General features: G+C 69.1%; 12 protein-coding genes. 4 read left to right on the top strand and 8 right to left on the bottom strand.

Annotated features, from left to right (window positions below; translation table 11 throughout):
• The first annotated feature begins 80 nt into the window (after positions 1–80).
• Entirely contained in the window at positions 81–1,055 is a 975-nt protein-coding gene (locus tag G3I60_RS37150) for a site-specific integrase (RefSeq protein ID WP_164297683.1), read from the top strand.
• A gap of 135 nt (positions 1,056–1,190) precedes the next feature.
• Here the strand turns inward: G3I60_RS37150 and G3I60_RS37145 are convergent, their stop codons facing one another.
• Both G3I60_RS37145 and G3I60_RS37140 read right to left on the bottom strand, forming a co-directional pair.
• A complete protein-coding gene (locus tag G3I60_RS37145; protein WP_164297685.1) occupies positions 1,191–2,804 on the bottom strand; it encodes an MFS transporter in 1,614 nt (537 codons plus the stop codon).
• Between the two features lie 129 nt (positions 2,805–2,933).
• Positions 2,934–3,944, bottom strand: a complete 1,011-nt coding sequence (locus G3I60_RS37140; RefSeq protein ID WP_164297687.1) for an NAD(P)/FAD-dependent oxidoreductase — start codon at positions 3,942–3,944, stop codon at positions 2,934–2,936.
• 95 nt (positions 3,945–4,039) lie between these two features.
• On the opposite strand from G3I60_RS37140, the gene G3I60_RS37135 reads away from it, so the two are divergent.
• Positions 4,040–4,633, top strand: coding sequence for an XRE family transcriptional regulator (locus tag G3I60_RS37135; protein WP_164297689.1), 594 nt, complete (start codon positions 4,040–4,042; stop codon positions 4,631–4,633).
• Between the two features lie 127 nt (positions 4,634–4,760).
• The gene (locus G3I60_RS37130; RefSeq protein WP_164297691.1) at positions 4,761–5,633 is read left to right on the top strand and encodes a trans-aconitate 2-methyltransferase; all 873 of its coding nucleotides are present in this window, start codon (positions 4,761–4,763) and stop codon (positions 5,631–5,633) included.
• 1,167 nt (positions 5,634–6,800) lie between these two features.
• Here the strand turns inward: G3I60_RS37130 and G3I60_RS37125 are convergent.
• Complete coding sequence (locus tag G3I60_RS37125) at positions 6,801–7,790, bottom strand: aldo/keto reductase (protein ID WP_164297692.1); 990 nt, start codon at positions 7,788–7,790, stop codon at positions 6,801–6,803.
• A 51-nt stretch (positions 7,791–7,841) separates the two neighbouring features.
• Complete coding sequence (locus tag G3I60_RS37120; RefSeq protein ID WP_138359531.1) at positions 7,842–8,429, bottom strand: flavodoxin family protein; 588 nt, start codon at positions 8,427–8,429, stop codon at positions 7,842–7,844.
• A gap of 231 nt (positions 8,430–8,660) precedes the next feature.
• Here G3I60_RS37120 and G3I60_RS37115 point away from each other — a divergent pair, with 231 nt between their 5' ends.
• Positions 8,661–9,389 carry a TetR/AcrR family transcriptional regulator gene (locus G3I60_RS37115; RefSeq protein WP_164297694.1) on the top strand — a complete coding sequence of 243 codons (729 nt, stop codon included), beginning with the start codon at positions 8,661–8,663 and terminating at the stop codon, positions 9,387–9,389.
• 155 nt (positions 9,390–9,544) lie between these two features.
• Here G3I60_RS37115 and G3I60_RS37110 read toward each other — a convergent pair whose 3' ends face one another.
• The 4 genes from G3I60_RS37110 to G3I60_RS37095 all read right to left on the bottom strand — a co-directional run.
• Complete coding sequence (locus G3I60_RS37110) at positions 9,545–12,598, bottom strand: Tn3 family transposase (RefSeq protein ID WP_164297696.1); 3,054 nt, start codon at positions 12,596–12,598, stop codon at positions 9,545–9,547.
• Positions 12,599–13,680: 1,082 nt separating this feature from the next.
• The gene (locus G3I60_RS37105; RefSeq protein ID WP_164297699.1) at positions 13,681–13,884 is read right to left on the bottom strand and encodes a cold-shock protein; all 204 of its coding nucleotides are present in this window, start codon (positions 13,882–13,884) and stop codon (positions 13,681–13,683) included.
• 619 nt (positions 13,885–14,503) lie between these two features.
• Positions 14,504–14,848, bottom strand: coding sequence for a MerR family transcriptional regulator (locus G3I60_RS37100; protein WP_164297701.1), 345 nt, complete (start codon positions 14,846–14,848; stop codon positions 14,504–14,506).
• A gap of 1,392 nt (positions 14,849–16,240) precedes the next feature.
• Positions 16,241–16,840, bottom strand: a 600-nt coding sequence (locus G3I60_RS37095) for an ANTAR domain-containing protein (protein ID WP_164608317.1), incomplete at its 5' end; no start/stop codon positions are given.

The following is a 16,840-nucleotide window of genomic DNA, read 5'->3' as shown; positions in this document are numbered from 1 at the left end:
GTAGCTTGATCTGTCACCTGCGGTGACGTGTCCCGGCCGCTGCATGAAGCGACGCTGTTATCTGTGCCAAGGGGGAAGCGGTGCCCGTCGTCGTACAGCTGCCGACCGGCAAGGCGTTGACCGTCCGGGCGGCGGCTGACGTGTTCCTCGACTCGCTCGGCAACCCGAACACGGTCCGCAACTACGGGATCGGGGTGGGGAAGAGCGCCGAACGGCTCGGCGAGGGCCGGCCGCTGGCGACGGTGGCGGACGAAGAGATCGGCGAGGTCTTGGAACTGCTGTGGGGCACCGCAGCGGTCAACACCTGGAACTCGCGCCGCGCGGCGGTGATGTCCTGGCTCGGCTGGTGCCGTGAGCGCGGCTACGAGGGTCCGGCGGTCCCGGCCTGGGCGAAGCGGGTGGCGGTGCCGGACTCCGAGACCTCGGCCCGCTCGAAGATGGCGGTCGACCGCCTCGTCGACCGCCGGGAGGTGCACCTGCGGGAGAAAACGCTGTGGCGGATGCTGTACGAGACCGCCGGGCGGGCAGAGGAGATCCTCGGCGTCAACATCGAGGACCTGGACCTTGCCGGGCGCCGCTGCCAGGTCAAGGCCAAGGGCGCCCGGACCAAGGCGCGCCGCCGGGGGCAGGTCCGCGAGGACTACGTGCTGGAGACCGTCTACTGGGACGCGGGCACCGCCCGCCTGCTGCCGCGGCTACTGAAGGGCCGCACCCGCGGGCCGGTGTTCGTCACCCATCGCCGCCCCGGGCCGGGGAAGGTAGTGAGCCGACGCGACGTGTGCCCGGACACCGGCTTGGCCCGGCTCTCCTACGGGCAGGCCCGCGCGCTGCTGGACGAGCACACCGCGCTGCGGGGGCCAGGCACTGGATGGGACCTGCACGAGTACCGCCATTCCTCCCTGACTCACCTCGGCGAGCAGGGCGCGTCGCTGCTGATGCTCATGGCCAAGTCCCGGCACAAGAAGCCCGAGAACGTCCGCCGGTACTTCAAGCCGTCTCCCGACGCGATTGCCGAGCTGACCAGCCTGCTCGCGCCCGGCGACAGCAGGCGCTGACCGGCCTGACCAGAGCTTCAGCTGCTCAAGATCAGGCCATGGCCCTTTTGGCCTGATCGACACGTGGGGTGTCCGGTACCGCGAGCATGGTGCCGGACACCCCGCAGAAGCGCGAGCGGTCTGCTTGCTGTGCGCTTAGCTGTTCTGTGATTGGCGGGCGGGGCCGGTCTCGGTGGCTTCTGTCTCGTCCCTGACGGCGGTGGCGGTGTTCTTCGGGCCGGGCAGGGCGACATAGACGAAGAGCACACCCATGACAGCGACGCCTGCCCACATGGCCTGCTGCCAGCCGTCGACGAAGGAATGCTGGGCGGCATGGAGCAGGCTCTGTGCGTTCGAGCCGGTGCTGGGTGCGATCTCGGCGGCGTTGGCGATGCCTTCACGTGCGGTGTCCGCGGCCCCCTGGGCGATGCCGTGGAGCCGGTCGTCGATGGTGTTGCGGTAGCCGGCGGACACGAGCGCGCCGAGCAGGGCGACACCCAGTGCGGTGCCGAACTCGCGGGTGACGTCGTTGAGCGCGGAGGCGACGCCCTGCTTCCCACGCGGCAGGGAGGCAGTGATGGCCTCGGTGGACGGGGTCATGGAGAGGCCCATGCCGAGGCCGATGGCAAGCAGGCCGGGCAGGATGGACAGGTATCCACCCTCGACGGAGACGGACAGGGCCATGAGCGCCAGGCCGAGGGTGGCCAGCGCGATGCCGGCGGCCATGGTCGAGCGGGCGCCGATGCGGGCGGCGAGCATGGGCGCCAGGCCGGAGGCCATCATCATCATGACGGCCATGGGCATCATCGCGACCGTGGACAACAGACCGGACCAGCCCAGGACGGCCTGGAAGAAGGGGAAGAGGACCACGGCGATACCCGCCTGCACGCCGAAGACGACCAGCAGCGTAATCGAGCCTCTGGCCAGGCCCCGCTCACGGAACAGCCGCACGTCCAGCAGTGAAGCGTCGCGCCGGCGCAGTTCCCAGGACACGAAGCCGACGGAGGCGACGAGGCCGATGGCGAGGCTGATCAAGGTGGCGGGGGCGGTCCAGCCGTGCTCGGGGCCTTCCTGGAGGACGAAGATGAGGCCGACCACGGCAACGGTGGAGGCCAGCGCGCCGACGGTGTCGAAGCGATGGGGCGACTTCTCGCGGGAGTTGGGAACCGACTTCAGGGTCATGGCCAGGGCCACCAGGACCAGGACCACCGGCAGGGCGAACAGCCAGCGCCAGTCGGCGACGTCGACCAGGAGGGCGGAGAGGAACATGCCCAGGATGCCGCCGCCCCCGGCGACACCGGTCCACACGCCGATCGCCTTTCCGCGCTGCTCCTCGGGGAAGGTGGAGGTGATGACGGCCAGCGTAATCGGCATGATCATGGCTGCGCCGACGCCGCTGGCCACGCGCGCGGCGAGCATGATCTCCGCCGTCGGGGCCAGGCTGGCTGCGACGTTCGCGGCGCCGAAGACACCGAGCCCGGCGACCAGCATGGGCTTGCGGCCCAAGCGGTCACCGATCGCACCGAGTGGCAGCAGGAGCGCGGCCAGGGCGAGGGTGTAGATGTTGATGATCCACAGGATCGTGCTCTGCGAGGCACCGAATTCGACGGCCATGTGGGTCTGCGCGACGTTCAGTCCGGACACCGACGCGATGACGGCCATCAGCGCGATCGAGACGGCGATGAGGATCCTGCGCAGCTGACGCGCCTCCGGCGTGCCATCGTCTCTTGCGTGTTCGGCTGCCCCCGGGACGGGCTGGTTCGTAGTCATCGTTTCCTCTCAAAAAGGGCATGCGAAGTCAGCGCCGGAGCAGTGCCGGTCGCCGTGCAGGTGGGGTCGGCCGCCGCGCGCAGCGAGGGCTGCGCTCCCGCGCCGGGTTCAGCCGAGAAAGTAGAGGTGTCAGGCGATGACAGTGCTGCCCTGCGCTGCGGCGAGGGCCGCATCGGTGTCCGCGGTGGCCAGCAGGGCGTTGATGTGGGAGCCGGCCAGCGCCCCGGCTGCGGCGGAGGCGCCGACCTGGGCGCTCAGATCGGTGGCGTTGCCGGCCACCCACACGCCCGGAATCGCGGTGGTGCCCGCCATTGCGGAGGCGAAACGCCGCCCCATGTCGTCGGGCAGGTCCTCCATCGGCAGCTTCAGCGCGTCCAGGCCCTCGGTGCGGGCCTGCATCTGGGTGGCGACGGCGAGGACGCGGCGCTTAACGAATGCGCCGTCGGTCAGCCGGACCCCCGCGATGCCGCCCTCTTGGCTGATGACTTCCTGCACGGGCGTGTCGATGACGCGGATGTCGCGGGCGGCGAAGCGCGCCCGGGCGTCCTCATCCAGGTCGGTGCCGTGGGTGAAGTAGATCAGGTCGTCGGTCAACTGCCGGAACAGCAGGGCGTGGTGGAGGGATGCGGGGCCGGTGGCGAGGATGCCGATGGGCTCGTCGCGGACCTCCCAGCCGTGGCAGTAGGGGCAGTGGACCACGCTGTGGCCCCAGCGCTCGGCCAGACCGGGCACATCGGGCAGCACGTCCCGCAGGCCGGTGGCCACCAGCACCCGGCGGGCCGTCAGGATGCGGCCGTCGGCCAGGACGACGCTGAAGCGCAGGTCCCCGTCGGGTGACGGGGCGGCGGGCTCGGCCGATGCCACCTCGCCGTAGACGATGCGGCCGCCGTACTGGCGCACCTGCTCCCGGCCCTGCCTGAGGATCTCGGAGGGCGGCGTGCCGTCCAGGACGATGAAGCCGTGCATCGCCGCGGCGGGCGCATTGCGCGGGGTGCCGCTGTCGATCACGACGACGGAGCGGCGGGAGCGGGCAAGTATCAGCGCACCGTTCAGCCCTGCGGCCCCGCCGCCGATCACCACGGCGTCCACCGTCTCACCAGGCAGTGTGTCGCTCTCGTACACGGAAGCCGTCTCCGTCATGGCCCCGTCCTTCCTTCGCGCATGGTCCCGTATGTTCCGGTCCCTCTGCACGCGACGCTAACCCAGCCTTGCATCAAGGGCATATGCTGTTGCCTATGACGCAAGAAGATGGAGAGCTAGACAGCCTCGTACGCAAACGCATCCGCGCTCTGCGGGTGGCGCAGGGCTGGTCCCTGGAGGAACTGGCCACCCGCGCGCACCTCAGCCAGTCCTCGCTCAGCCGCATCGAGAACGGTCAGCGCCGCCTCGCGCTGGACCAGCTCGTCACCCTCGCCCGCGCCCTGGATACCACCCTCGACCAGCTCGTCGAGACGGCCGCCGACGATGTCGTCACCAGCCCGACGATCGACGGAGCCCACGGCCGGATGCGCTGGCTTGTAAAGGGCGACCCCGGCATGAGTGTGGTGCGCCAGCGCATGACCGAACCGCCGCCCGAGAACCCGGCGCGTATGCGCGCCCACCCGGGGCGCGAATGGCTCGTCGTCCTGTCCGGCACCGCGATTCTCATGCTCGGCCACCGCCGCTTCCGCGTCGAGACCAACCAGGCCGCCGAGTTCCCCACGATGATGCCGCACGCCATCGGCGCCGAAGGTGGGCCCTGCGAGATCCTGGGCATCTTCGACCGGGACGCCCGCCGCGGTCACCGGAACGACGACCCCGACCGCGAGGCACAGGACACTCCCGAATGACGGCGCGGTCCGCACGGCAGCCCCGGTAGCGGCGACATCTTGCGCGCCAGGCAGCAGACCTGACCATCATCTTGCGCAGAGTGGGAGCGTGCTTGCCGCATGCGCATAGCCCTTCTAGGGTGAAGGCATGACCCAAGCGCACCCGCACACCCCCCACCACGATGCTCCGCACGGGCACCACCAGCAGCACGGAACCGGCGGCCAGGCAGAGATCCTTGACCTGGACGCCGAGGTCCTCGCCGAGCACACCGCCTCCATCACCGCATGGCTTCCGCTGAGAACGGACCCCCGCCAGATCATGGATCTGGGCTGCGGAACCGGGGCGGGGACCTTCGCCCTCCTCGACCGCTTCCCCGATGCGCACGTCACCGCCGTCGATACTTCAGCCGAGCACCTTCAGCGCCTGCGCACAAAAGCGTGCGCACGCGAAGTGGAGAAGCGCGTGCGCACCGTACAGGCCGACCTTGACGCCGCCGGGTGGCCCGACCTCGGATCACCGGACCTGGTGTGGGCGTCAGCCTCGATGCACCACATGGCCCGCCCCAACCGAGTACTGCGCACCGTCCACGACCTGCTCACTCCCGGCGGTCTGTTCGCCGTCGTCGAACTCGCCGGCTTCCCCCGCTTCCTGCCCCCAAGCGCCCCTACGGACCGGCCCGGCCTGGAAGAACGCGTATACGCAGCGACCGACCGCATGCAGGCTGAGCGCATGCCCCACCGCGGCGCCGACTGGGGCCCGATGCTCACCGACGCCGGATTCACCGTCGAGGGCGAGCACACCATCACCGTGAACATCGAGGGCTCCCGCAACGAAGCGATCGGCCGCTACGCCCTCGGCGGCCTGCAGCGCATCCGCAGCGCCGTCGCCGAGACACTCTCCCCCGAGGATCTCACCGCGCTCGACCAGCTCCTCGACACCGACAGCCCAAACAGCATCCTGCGCCGCGACGACCTGACGATGCGCACCGAGCGCACCGTCTGGGCCGCCCGCCGCACCTGATCCCCGACACCCCCGACCAGCCTCCGGGCAGCGCCAACACACAGTGAGACTCCGCCAACCTGACGGCGGTGTTGGCGAGGCTGCCCGGATCCCGGGCGACCGCGTCCCCGGTGCGCTCGGCCCGCGCCGAGCCGCCCGCACCCTGCCGGCGCCGCACACCCGTGTTCGCCTCCCCGCCCCCGTCGGCCCTGGCCTGTGCAGTGTCCTTCGCGACGGCCTCCCCGGACACCTCACCCTCCGACGGCGCACTGGTGCGGTCCGGCCCCAGCGGAACCGCCAGCGCCGCGACCGCGGTGGCCGCGATGACCGACGCGCTCACCACGTTCCCCACCTCCACCGACCCAGCGTGTAGACCAGCGGCGAGGCCACCGCCAGCACATCAGCACCAACCACCACCACGACCTTACGAACACGCACCATCATGTCCCCCTCAACATGAGCCCCCGTCAGGCGCCACACTCCAGGAACCCGCCGCGCGCCGCGCAGCCACACACCGGCATTGCGATGACGCCAACTACCGACGAGTATTCGACGCCATCAGTGCCTGTTTTTGAAGGCTGGTCAGGGTTGTGGTGCGGCTGGACGATCTGGGGTGTGAAGCCGCGGGATGGTGGGAGGGGTGGGGGCCGGCGGTATTGCCGAGAGTGTGGTGATCCGCTGTCGGTATCGATGGCGCCGGAGGCGGTGTTTTGTTCGGGTCGGTGCAGGTCACGGCGGTGGAGGGCGCTTGGGCGGGCTCGGCAGCGGGTGGTGGCGATGCAGCGGGGTGAGCAGGCCCGGTGCCCGGTGTGTGGGCGGTGTTGGACGGTGGGGGTGGAGCATCCGCGGTCGGCGCGGTTCTGTTCTGCGCGGTGCCGGACGCGGGCCTGGCGCCGGCGGGAGGCGTCACGCTAAAGCGTCTCGGTGACGCTCTAGCCGAACGCTGCAGGTGAAAGGGCGGGAGTGCGGGGGGCTTTATGGTGGGTGGGGTGTGCTGCGGGCGCCCCGTGTTTGCGCTCTGCCCGGGGCCCGAGCCGCGCCCCACCCCGTCGAGCCGGTCAAAACGGCCTACACGCCCATGCCCATACGCATCCGAACGCGCCCACACGAAACCATCCGCCTCGCTCCCGCCGCCCTGCGCTGATGTCACCGGAGCCGACCTGAGTGGCATCTGTCCCGAGGTGGATATCAGATCCAGGTGGGCACGTGCCCACCGGCGTAGCGGGCGCCGAAGCCACCCTGAGGCAGGATCTCGTCGATGGCCTTGAGGTCGGTGTCGGTGAGGGTGAGGTCGGCGGCGCCGGTATTCTCCTCGATGCGCTTTTGGCTGCGGGTGCCGGGGATGGGCACGATGTGCTCGCCCCGGGTCAGAAGCCAGGCCAGGGCGAGCTGGGAGACGGTGGCACCCTTGGTCGCCGCGAGCTCGGCGAGCCGGTCGACGGCTTCGACGTTCTTCTCGAAGTTGCCCGGCTGCCAGCGCGGGTCGACGGTGCGTATGTCGGTGGCTTCGTACTGGTCGGCGGGCTTGGCGGTGCCGGTGATGAAGCCGCGGCCGAGGGGGGAGTAGGCGACGAAGCCGACGCCGAGTTCGTCCAGGGTGGGGAAGAGCTGCTCGGCGTCCCGTTCGAACAGGGAGTACTCGGTCTGCAGGACGGAGACCGGCTGCACGGCGTGCGCCTTGCGGATCGTCTCGGGTCCGGCCTCGCTGAGGCCGAAGTACTTCACCTTGCCCGCGTCGATCAGCTCCTTGACGGTGCCCGCGACCTCCTCGATGGGCACCTGGGGGTCGACGCGGTGCTGGTAGAAGACGTCGATGTGATCCACGCCGAGGTAGCGCAGGCTGTTGTCTGCGACCTTGCGGATGTTGTCGGGCCGGCTGTTGAGAGCTTCGCCGATCTGCTCCGGAGCCATGGACATGTCGACCCCGAACTTGGTGGCCAGGACCACGTCGTCGCGGAAGTCCCTGACCGCCTTGCCGACCAGGATCTCGTTGGATCCGGTGCCCCAACCGTACATCTCGGCGGTGTCGAAGAAGGTGACGCCCAGGTCGTGGGCGCGGCGGAGGGCGGCGACACCGGCCTCCTCGTCGGTGGGTCCGTAGGCCATGGTCAGGCCCATCGCGCCGTAGCCGATCGCCGAGACCTCAAGGCCCTGGCTTCCCAGTGTCCGGTGCTGCATGACGCACTCCCCTGAAAGATGCTAAAAGGTATTTTTTGGCTGACCGTAGTGTCAGTGCGCTGCGGCGGTCAGGCCGGCGCGGTGGATGCGGGTGTGCTCGGCGACTCGCCGGCCGAGGTGGCGGGCGGTGTTCAGGTCTGCGTCGTGGACGGCGGGGGTGTCGTTGAAGCTTTGTGCGCCGGCGCCGAGGTAGAAGCCGAGTCGGTTGTCGTCCTGGGGGCTGGAGGTGGTGGTGTTCCAGCCCGGCAGGAGGTTCAGGCTCACCCAGAGCATTCCGTGCTGGGCCGCCAGGAGCGAGAGGTACTGCAGGGTGTGCAGCTTGTCGCCGCTCATGGAGCCGGAGTTGGTGAATCCCGCCGCGAGCTTGTCGCTCCAGGCGCGGGTCATCCACCGCTTGCTGCTGGCCTCGGCGAAGGCGTGAAACGCCCCGGATGCGGTGCCCATGTAAGTGGGGGTGCCGAAGATGATGGCGTCTGCGGCGTCCATCAGTTCCCAGTCGGCGTCGCTGAGGGAGGCGACGTCCACGCGCTGGACCTGTGTCCCGGCGATGGAGCGCGCGCCGTCTTCGACGGCCGCGGCGATCTGGGCGGTGTGGCCGTAGCCGGAATGCGATGCGATGACGATCGAGATGTCGGACATGGGTGTTCCTCTCCTGCCGCGATGGCGGCGTGTTCGGTGGCGCGGGCGGACGACGCGGTGCCCGCTGCGGCGGTCGGCCGCACGGCTCCACGAGTGGGGCCGACGGCCCGGCCGGGGCGCATGCCCGGGTGTCGCGGGCCGGCGCCGACCACCACCAGCCTGGATCGTCGTTCCGCTTAAGACAGTAGCACCGATAAGGCGGTGATCCGCAAAATGAGATATCGTTGTTCCATGAACGAGGGACGACGCGCCGCGCGGCGCCAGGTGCTGCAGGTGGCCGCCAAGCTTTTGGAAGAGGGCGGCAGCGAGGCGGTCTCCACGCGCGCTGTCGCCGCGGCCGCAGGCATCACGGCCCCAGCGCTGTACCGGATGTTCGACGACAAGGCCGGACTCCTGGCCGAACTGGCCGCCTACGGGTTCGAGATGTACCTGGCCGAGAAACGGGAGGCGCTGGCGCTGACCCCCGACGACCCGGTGGCCGACCTCTACCGCGGCTGGGACCTGCACGTCGACTTCGGAGTGCGGCACCCCGCGTTCTACATGCTCATGTACGGCACACTGCAGCCCGGGCGGCGGCCCCCAGCCGCGGACGAGGCACACGCCCTGCTGGTGACACTGCTGGGCCGGGCGGCCGAGGCCGGACGCCTTCGGGTTCCGGTGGCGCAGGCGACCCGCGTCATCCACGCGGCGACAACGGGTGCCACGCTGGCGCTGATCGGCGAAGAGCCCTCGGAGCGGGACCTGACCACTTCGGCACGGCTGCGGGACACCGTCATCGCCTCGATCACCACGGACCCGCCCGCCTCGTCCGGGTCGGACCTGGCCTCGCGCGCACTCGCCCTCGACGCCGCACTGGAAACCGCGCTCACCACCAAGTCCCCGGCTGCGGGCACCGGGGTATCTCTGCGAGACGCCGAGACGGCGCTGCTCCGCGAATGGCTTCAGCAGCTGGCAGGCTGAACCGGGCCGCCTGCTCCGGAGGCGATGGGCGTTCAGTCACGGAGCCGGCTGCAAGGCCCTCCAGCAGATGGCTGCACCACGAGCCAGATCATCCAGCCGTACGCACCTCACGGCCAGAGTTCAAAAACACTCACTCAAGCAATCCAAGTCACGCGCTACCCCCGCTCGTCGGCGTCCGGATCGCGCAGTGGCCGCATGCCTCCGGGCAGCTCGGGGAGCTGGAAGGAGTACCGGCCCAGCATGTTTACGTGGTGTCGCACGAACGGCGACAGGCGGGCCACGTCCTGGTCACGGACGTCGAAACCGTCAGCGCGCAGCTGGGTGAGCGCGGCGTCCATGTAGCGGGTGTTGAACAGCACCAGGGCGTTGAGGACCAGGCCGAGTGCGCCGATCTGGTCCTCCATGCCGTCCTGGTAGCGCTGGTAGAGCTGCCCGGCCTTGCCGTGGAAGATCTTCCGTGCGAGCGCGTGCCGGCCTTCTTGGAGGTTGGCCTGCCGCTTTATCTGCCGGCGGTAGCCGGGCTCGTCCGCAAGGCGCAGGATGTGCAGCGTCTTGGCGATCCGCCCATAGTGGGCGATGGCGTCGCCCAGCGGCGTCGGGCGCCCGTCGCGCGACAGCATCCGGATCACGTCGTAGGCGCGCACGGCCCCGGTGTGGATGGAGCCGATAATCCGCAGGACGTCCTCCCAGTGCCGCTCGATGCGCACCAGGTCGACCCGCCCGCGGGCGGCTTCCTGGAAGGCCCCGTAGTGCGCGGCGCGGTCGATGCGCCACATCTTCTGGTCCGGCAGGTCCGCCAGCTGCGGCGCGTAGGCGTACCCGGCCAGAGTCAGGAGCCCGAAGACGATGTCGGAGTACGACGCGGTGTCTGTCACGATCATGTCCGGGCGCCTGCCGCCATCGCGGTCGTAGAGCACGTCCAGCACGTACAGGGAGTCGCGCGGAGTGCCGGCCACGATCCGCCCGCCCAGTCCGGCCGCCTGATCGTTGATCATGTTCAGCCATGTTGCCCCTCCCCGCCGCCCGAAATAGCGGGGATTGGGCCGTGCGTACACCGACGGGACCGGCACCACGAACCGCATCCCGTCGACCGAGGCGACCAGGCCGCCGCCCCACGCACTGGCGAGCGGGATCGCGGCCTGGGCCTGGATCAAGGTGGCGTTGGCGGCCCGATGGGTCGCCAGCCGCAGATACGTCTGGTCGACATGGGACAGCCGCCCGTACTTCAGCGCATCCGCGCCGCCGATGACCGGCGTGTAGCCAACGTTGCAGCCGTGGGCGACAAGAAGCCCCGCGATCGTCACAGGCAGGTCCCTCAGCCGGGCCTCGCTGCCGGTGACGGAGGTGAACGCCTGGTCCGCGCCGGTCCAGGAGAACACCTCCAGCAGCACCTCGGGCAGGTCGACGCGGGGCAGCATCGCGTTCACCGCTGCCCGTAGATCGACCAGGGAGGCCGGTTCGAGCTCCGGCTCCAGCGCGGCGAAGTGCAACCTGCCGTCGTCGTCGAAGGTGATCTGCGCGTTGGCCGGTAGGCGCCCGGCCACCTCCCGGTAGGTGCCGTCCAGCAGCGCGGCCCGCGCCGCCAGGTGCTCACCCGCCCCGTCCGGGAGCCCGAGCGAGGCCAGCACCGTCGGCTTGACCCGCTCCCACGCCTCCCCGTCCAGCAGCTTCGCCCGCGGGTCGCCCCACTTGGAGGAGTTCTTCGCGAACACCTCCCGGCGCCGCAGCATCCGGTGGAAGGACTCCAGCACGCAGAAGGTGTACGCCTTCCAGTCCACCGTGCCCGGCTCCAGGTGCGGGGCCGTGAGCGCCAAGCGCCGCCACGACCCGGCCAGCAGCTCGGTGTCGATCTCGGCCGGGCCCACCTTCTTGCGCCCCATCAGGTCCGGCAGCGACTTCAGCGCGGCCAGCACCGGGGCGCCCTCCGGGGTCGCGCCGAAGTCGACGACCGTGACCAGAAGCATCAGGAACGGGCGCACCGTGGCGAACCGGGTGACCAACATCGCCCGCCACGCCTCGTCCGCGTCGGAGTCCAGCGGCGGCGTCAGCTCGAACAGCGCCGCGATCGCGGCTGCCAGCTCCACACGCGGCACTACCGCCTCGATCTGCTCCCACATCGCCGCCAGCGTCTCGACCTTCGGCGGGCTGATCTCACCGGTGTCGGTGTCCACCTGCTCGGAAGTGGTGTCGAACACGACCTGGAACGCGGTCGCCAGCTTCGACCCGGCCCGCTCCACCCGCGGCAGCGTCTTGATCTTCTCCTTGACCGTGTCCCGCCCGGCCTTGGCCAGCAGCTTCGTGGCGATCAGCACTTCCAGCAGGTCCAGGGCGTCGTCGACCGCCCGCGTCGTCAGGTACACCGACGTCGCCAGCAGCGTCGCCAACCGGCGCGAATCCCCGTGCCGCTTGAGCAGCGACGCCTTGCCGTCCACCCCGTACCGCGACAGCTCCGACAGCCGGCGCGGCGGTATCCCCGACACATCCAGCTCGCCCAGGCCCAGGCCGGCGATCTCCTGCGCCCGCTCCAGCGACCACTTCATCTGCGCGCCCGACACCCGCACCGGCCCGCGCCGCAACCGGTCCAGCTCCGAGACCCGCGCCCCCGGCGGCACCGTCAGCAGCGAGTCCAGCACCGCCCGCTGCCCGGTGCTGAGCAACCGGTACAGGGTGTCCCACAACCGGTTGTTCGCCTCCTCCCGCACACTGCCCACCATCCGCGCGAGACGACTCGCCCCAGGCAGCAGCACCCGGCGCTCACGCAGCCAGCCGGCCGCCGCGTCGAACAACGCCTTCGGCCCATCCCCGGTCGTCCAGGCCCGCGCGTCCAGCCACGCGCTCAACTCACCCGAGACCTCGGCGAAGTCCCGCCAGCCCCCCGCCTGCTGGATCTCCCCCGCATGGGAACGGGCCGTACCGTCCCGCTCGCCGTACTGCTCCAGGCACCACGGGTCCGCGATCTCCAACTGCTCGGCCAGATACTCAGCCACCTCCGCCGGCACCTGCCGCGGATCCGGCATGAACCGGCCCAGGTACCGCACGCTCGTCAGCTGGACCGCGAACCCGAGCCGGTTGTGCGAACGCCGCTTAGCCTGCACTTCCTCCCGGTCCTTGTCGTCCAGGAAGAAGTACCGCTCCAACTCCGATCGGGACGGCGCCCCACGAAACGTCCCATACCCTGCCTGCTCATCCGACGGGAACTCGACCGCCACAACAGCACTCCGAAGATCGACAACAACGACCCACGAAGACTCTGACGAACGATCACCCCAGGTCAACGCCTCGATCGCGGCAGCGAGGGCTTAGCGCACGATCTGACATGGATGTTCCTCAACCCCCAACACCCTCAAGAAGCCACCGGCTGTCGACATCTCGCTCCGTGGCGCAGCGGAGGCGCGGTAGCCCGCGTCGGCTCCATGTACATGTCTCGTGGAGAACACGTGCAGCGTGAGCCGTTCGGTAGAACGTCGGCCGCCGTCTCGCGGGACGTCATCGATGAACAGGACCAGCAGCATGGACAGTCAGGCATGGGATGCCCGATACGACAGCGTGAAACCGGTATGGGGGGTCGACCCCAACCGGTGGGTGGTTCAGGAGACCGAAAGTCTGGCGCCCGGCCGCGCCCTGGACCTTCCGTCTTCACCGTCGAGGACGCAGAAGTCCTGCTCAGTGCGCCGCGCGTGCCCAAGATGAACGCCCTCTGCGAGCGGGTGATCGGAACCGTACGCCGCGAAGCCCTCGGCCACGTCCTGACCTCCAGCGGCAGTTGCCAGCTGACGTCGTTGTAGAGCACGAACAAGATGACCCGCAGCACAGCCGGTCATCCACCGGCTTCGGGCCGGGAGCATTCTGCGGCCAGGGCGGCAGCAACGGCTCGATCAGCGCCCACAGTTCGCCATCCCCGATCCACGGCCGATTCCTCATACCTCACGAACAGCGGAATCGTCTGTCGGTTACGCCCGACCAATACGTCTCAGCAAGATCGCGTCACGAGCCCTAAAGCACGCATCAAGCAATTCCCGCAGCAGAATAGTAGCGCCGGGACTCACAAGAACGGGCCGAATGGAATGCGAAAATAAATCTGACCTTCAGTCGATCTGATGCTTTTCCCGGCGATGGGACGGGCAACGTCAATCGGGCGTGGAATCCAGCACTTCGACGGGTACAGCTCCGACCGGACCCGCAGCTCCGCGGACGATGCTCGTGCCGCAGCTGACCCAACGCGGGAAATGCCTGTAGCCGAGGCTCGCAACCCCGAGGGGTGCGGGCCCCAGCTATGACGTGCGCTTGGGAGTCAGGCGGGAACGATGTTCTCGGCCGTCGGGCTCTTCTGGCCCGGCGCGATGTCGAAGGTGACCCTCTGACCCTCGAGCAGCTCACGGAAGCCTTGGGCGGCGATGTTCGAGAAGTGGGCGTAGACGTCAGCGCCGCCACTGTCCTGCTCGATGAAGCCGAACCCCTTTGCTGCGTTGAACCATTTCACGGTGCCGGACGCCATTGCCATATCTCCTTCGGGCAGTACGCCGGAATCCGCAATGCGCGGACACCAGGTCGCCGCGATAATGCCCTGCCCGAAAAATGAGCGGAAATGCAAAAGCGCTTCCAGCGGCTTGACCTACCGACGAAGGCGCTTGGAATTTTGGGAATCACAACCGCAGCTGAGATCGAGAGTAACATGCCGCCGCAGCCCGCATACGTTAAACAATTACGTTGTGTTCATTGCGGTAAAAAGTCTCCCCATATGGCGCGTTAAATCCTTCCCTCACGGACATAGATATTGATCCATCCGGAGCAGAATGTTTCAGGAACAGCCATACGTTCGACTCTCCCAGCCGGCCAGAGCTATCTGCTGGCCCCCCTCCCCCGCCGGCCCCCCTCGCGTGCCCCGTTCGCAGGAGACCGTTTGATGGTGCGCGCCCTCGGCAACCCCGTACCCGGCCCCACGGGCGCCCCGACTTGGTTGAGTGCCTACCGGAAGGGGCACCGAAAACGATCAGTGCTGCCAGCGGCCGTTACGGGGCGTCAGAAACGCGCAAGGTGGCCCGCACGCGCTTGCACCGGCACCCGCTCCGCCGTCACCTGCACACACGGCCGGTTCGCGATCTCGGGTTCTGTGCTCAGGCGGTGGGGTTGCTGGGGCGGTTGCGCAGCTGTTCGTTGAGGGCCAGGGCTTCTTCGAGCTGGTCTTCCAGCGCCACGATGCGGCACGCGGTCTCGATGGCGGTGCCCTGGTCGACGAGTTCGCGGGCGCGCGCCGCGATGCGCAGTTGGTAGCGGGAGTAGCGGCGGTGGCCGCCCTCGGAGCGCAGGGGGGTGATCAGGCGGGCTTCGCCGATCGCGCGGAGGAAGGCTGCGTTGGTGCCGATCATTTCGGCGGCGCGGCCCATGGTGTAGGCGGGGTAGTCCTCGTCGTCGAACCGGTCGGACGGGCTCGCGGGGCTCGCGGTGGGGTGGTCGGTCATTACGCCTCTTCGTGTCTGATGGTCATGCGGCCTCCTGGGGAAACGCGTGGAGGGGCCCCGGGAGCCGTACCTGGCTTCCGGGGCCCCATGGGGCGGATCAAACACCATCTACTTCTACTACCGGCGTGTGCGTGCCGGTCCTGCCGTATTCGCAGTGCCGCGTCGGGGGAACACGGAATGCGGGGATCTTGAATGCTTGACCGGGGACCACCTTCCAATCCGGGGCCTTGCGAGTGCCCGCACACACCTGCCGCGCGGGCGATCCTGATGGTGTCGCTCCGAACCCTTCCTGCTCGTACCTGAACGACGAAAAACTACTGACCTGCTGGCACTTCAGATACCGCGGTCCTGCGATCACAACTGCTGGTGGCCTTCACCGCACCACCCTCCGGCAGCCAGCCCCGTCGCCTGTCCTGCGTCTGCTCTGGCTTAGAACCCCACTGCCGAACCTCCCGGTGCGCGCGCCCGCAGCCGACGCCTTCACCGAGGAACTGCTCACACTCCACTGCTGCATACCGCTGGTGATACGTACTGCTCGGTGGCCTGCACTAGCGCCACACTTTCGGCAGCCAGCCCCGTCGCCTGTCCTGCGTCTGCTCTGGCTTAGAACCCCACTGCCGAACCTCCCGGCGCGCGCGCCCGCAGCCGACGCCTTCACCGAGGAACCACTGGGTACTGCACTGCTGGTACTGCAACCGCATCCGATACTGCTGAAACTGCATGATGCGGTCCTGCTGAACTGCGGGTACTGCGGGTACTGCGTGTCAGACCTGCACTTGCAGTAATGCGGTCCTGCGCGGCTGCCCCTCCCGGGGCGACCCGGCCCGGCAATCAACCCTGCGACCCACCAGCACTGCACTGGCCGCCGAATTCCATCACCGTGCCACCTACTTTGCACGGCAGTTCGTGTCTGCCGCGCCCTGCTTCCTTCTTGGCTACGAGAGGAACACTACCCACACCCGGAAGCGAATGTCTACTTCACCTGGGATAGATTTTTGTGGCACGAGCCGACAGGCATCCTGTCTCCCGCTCGGCAGGCACCGCGGGCGGCGGGCGGTATGGGAGGGGTAGGAGAACCGCATGAGAGACGACCAGTCACCGTCCGTCCCGCAGACGGACATCTGTGATGCGTGCGCCCGGCCGCTGACCGAGGGGTGCCACCTGGGCGTCGTGCGGGACTCCTCCGCGATCCACCCCCGCCACCGGGCACGTGACGGGCGGCGCCTGATCGCCGCCTGCTCTCCCGAGCACCTCGTGGCGCTGCAGCGGGAGTATCGCGAGCGGCCCTTCGTCCATGAGGAGTTGTGGGCCGGGCAGATCCTGCGTGCCCTGGCTCAGCAGCCCGACGGACTGGCTGCCGAAGCCCTGTGCGCGGCCACGGGGCTGGATGATCTACAGATCCGACGCGCTATGGAGTGGGAGCAGCATCGGGCTCGGCACCGCCCGCGGTCCTGCGAGCACCACCTGCACTCCCCCGATGCCGGGTGACGGTCTCGACCGGTGGGGTGCGGGTGGCCAGGGCAGGTGGGTGGTGATGTCGCGCAGGGAGTGTCCGGTGCGAAAGGCCAGGGCCCGCATGCGGGCGAGGGCTTCGTCGAAGGGGATCCCCAGGCGCAGTGCCAGGGCTCCCGCGGCCCGGTGGGTGGCGCCCCAGTGGGTGTCCAGGAGGCCGGCCGGCTCCCACGGCAGGTCCGCCCCCCGGAGAAACACCGTCCGGTAACTGTCCACGAGCGCCGCGGCTGCGGCGTCCACGGCCGCAGCCGCCTGTTGGGTCTGCGCCCAGGCGGTGGCGCGGGGCCGGGCGTAGAGCACGGCGGCCGACCCGAAGCGCTCATCAGCCCAGCGCAGCGGGAACGCGTGGATCGCGCCGATGCGTGGCAGTACCTCGCGTGCGATCGTTCCGAAGAAGGGCCATGGGGTGACCTGGTGGCGGAGGTCTCCGATGATCGTGGAGTGTCCGGTGAGACTGGCGCTGTGGCACGGCCCCCCCCC

The organism is Streptomyces sp. SID13666, assembly GCF_010548325.1.
GTDB lineage: Bacteria > Actinomycetota > Actinomycetes > Streptomycetales > Streptomycetaceae > Actinacidiphila > Actinacidiphila fildesensis.
Note: the sequence above shows the minus strand (reverse complement) of the source record. Positions and strands in the feature narration are given on the sequence as shown.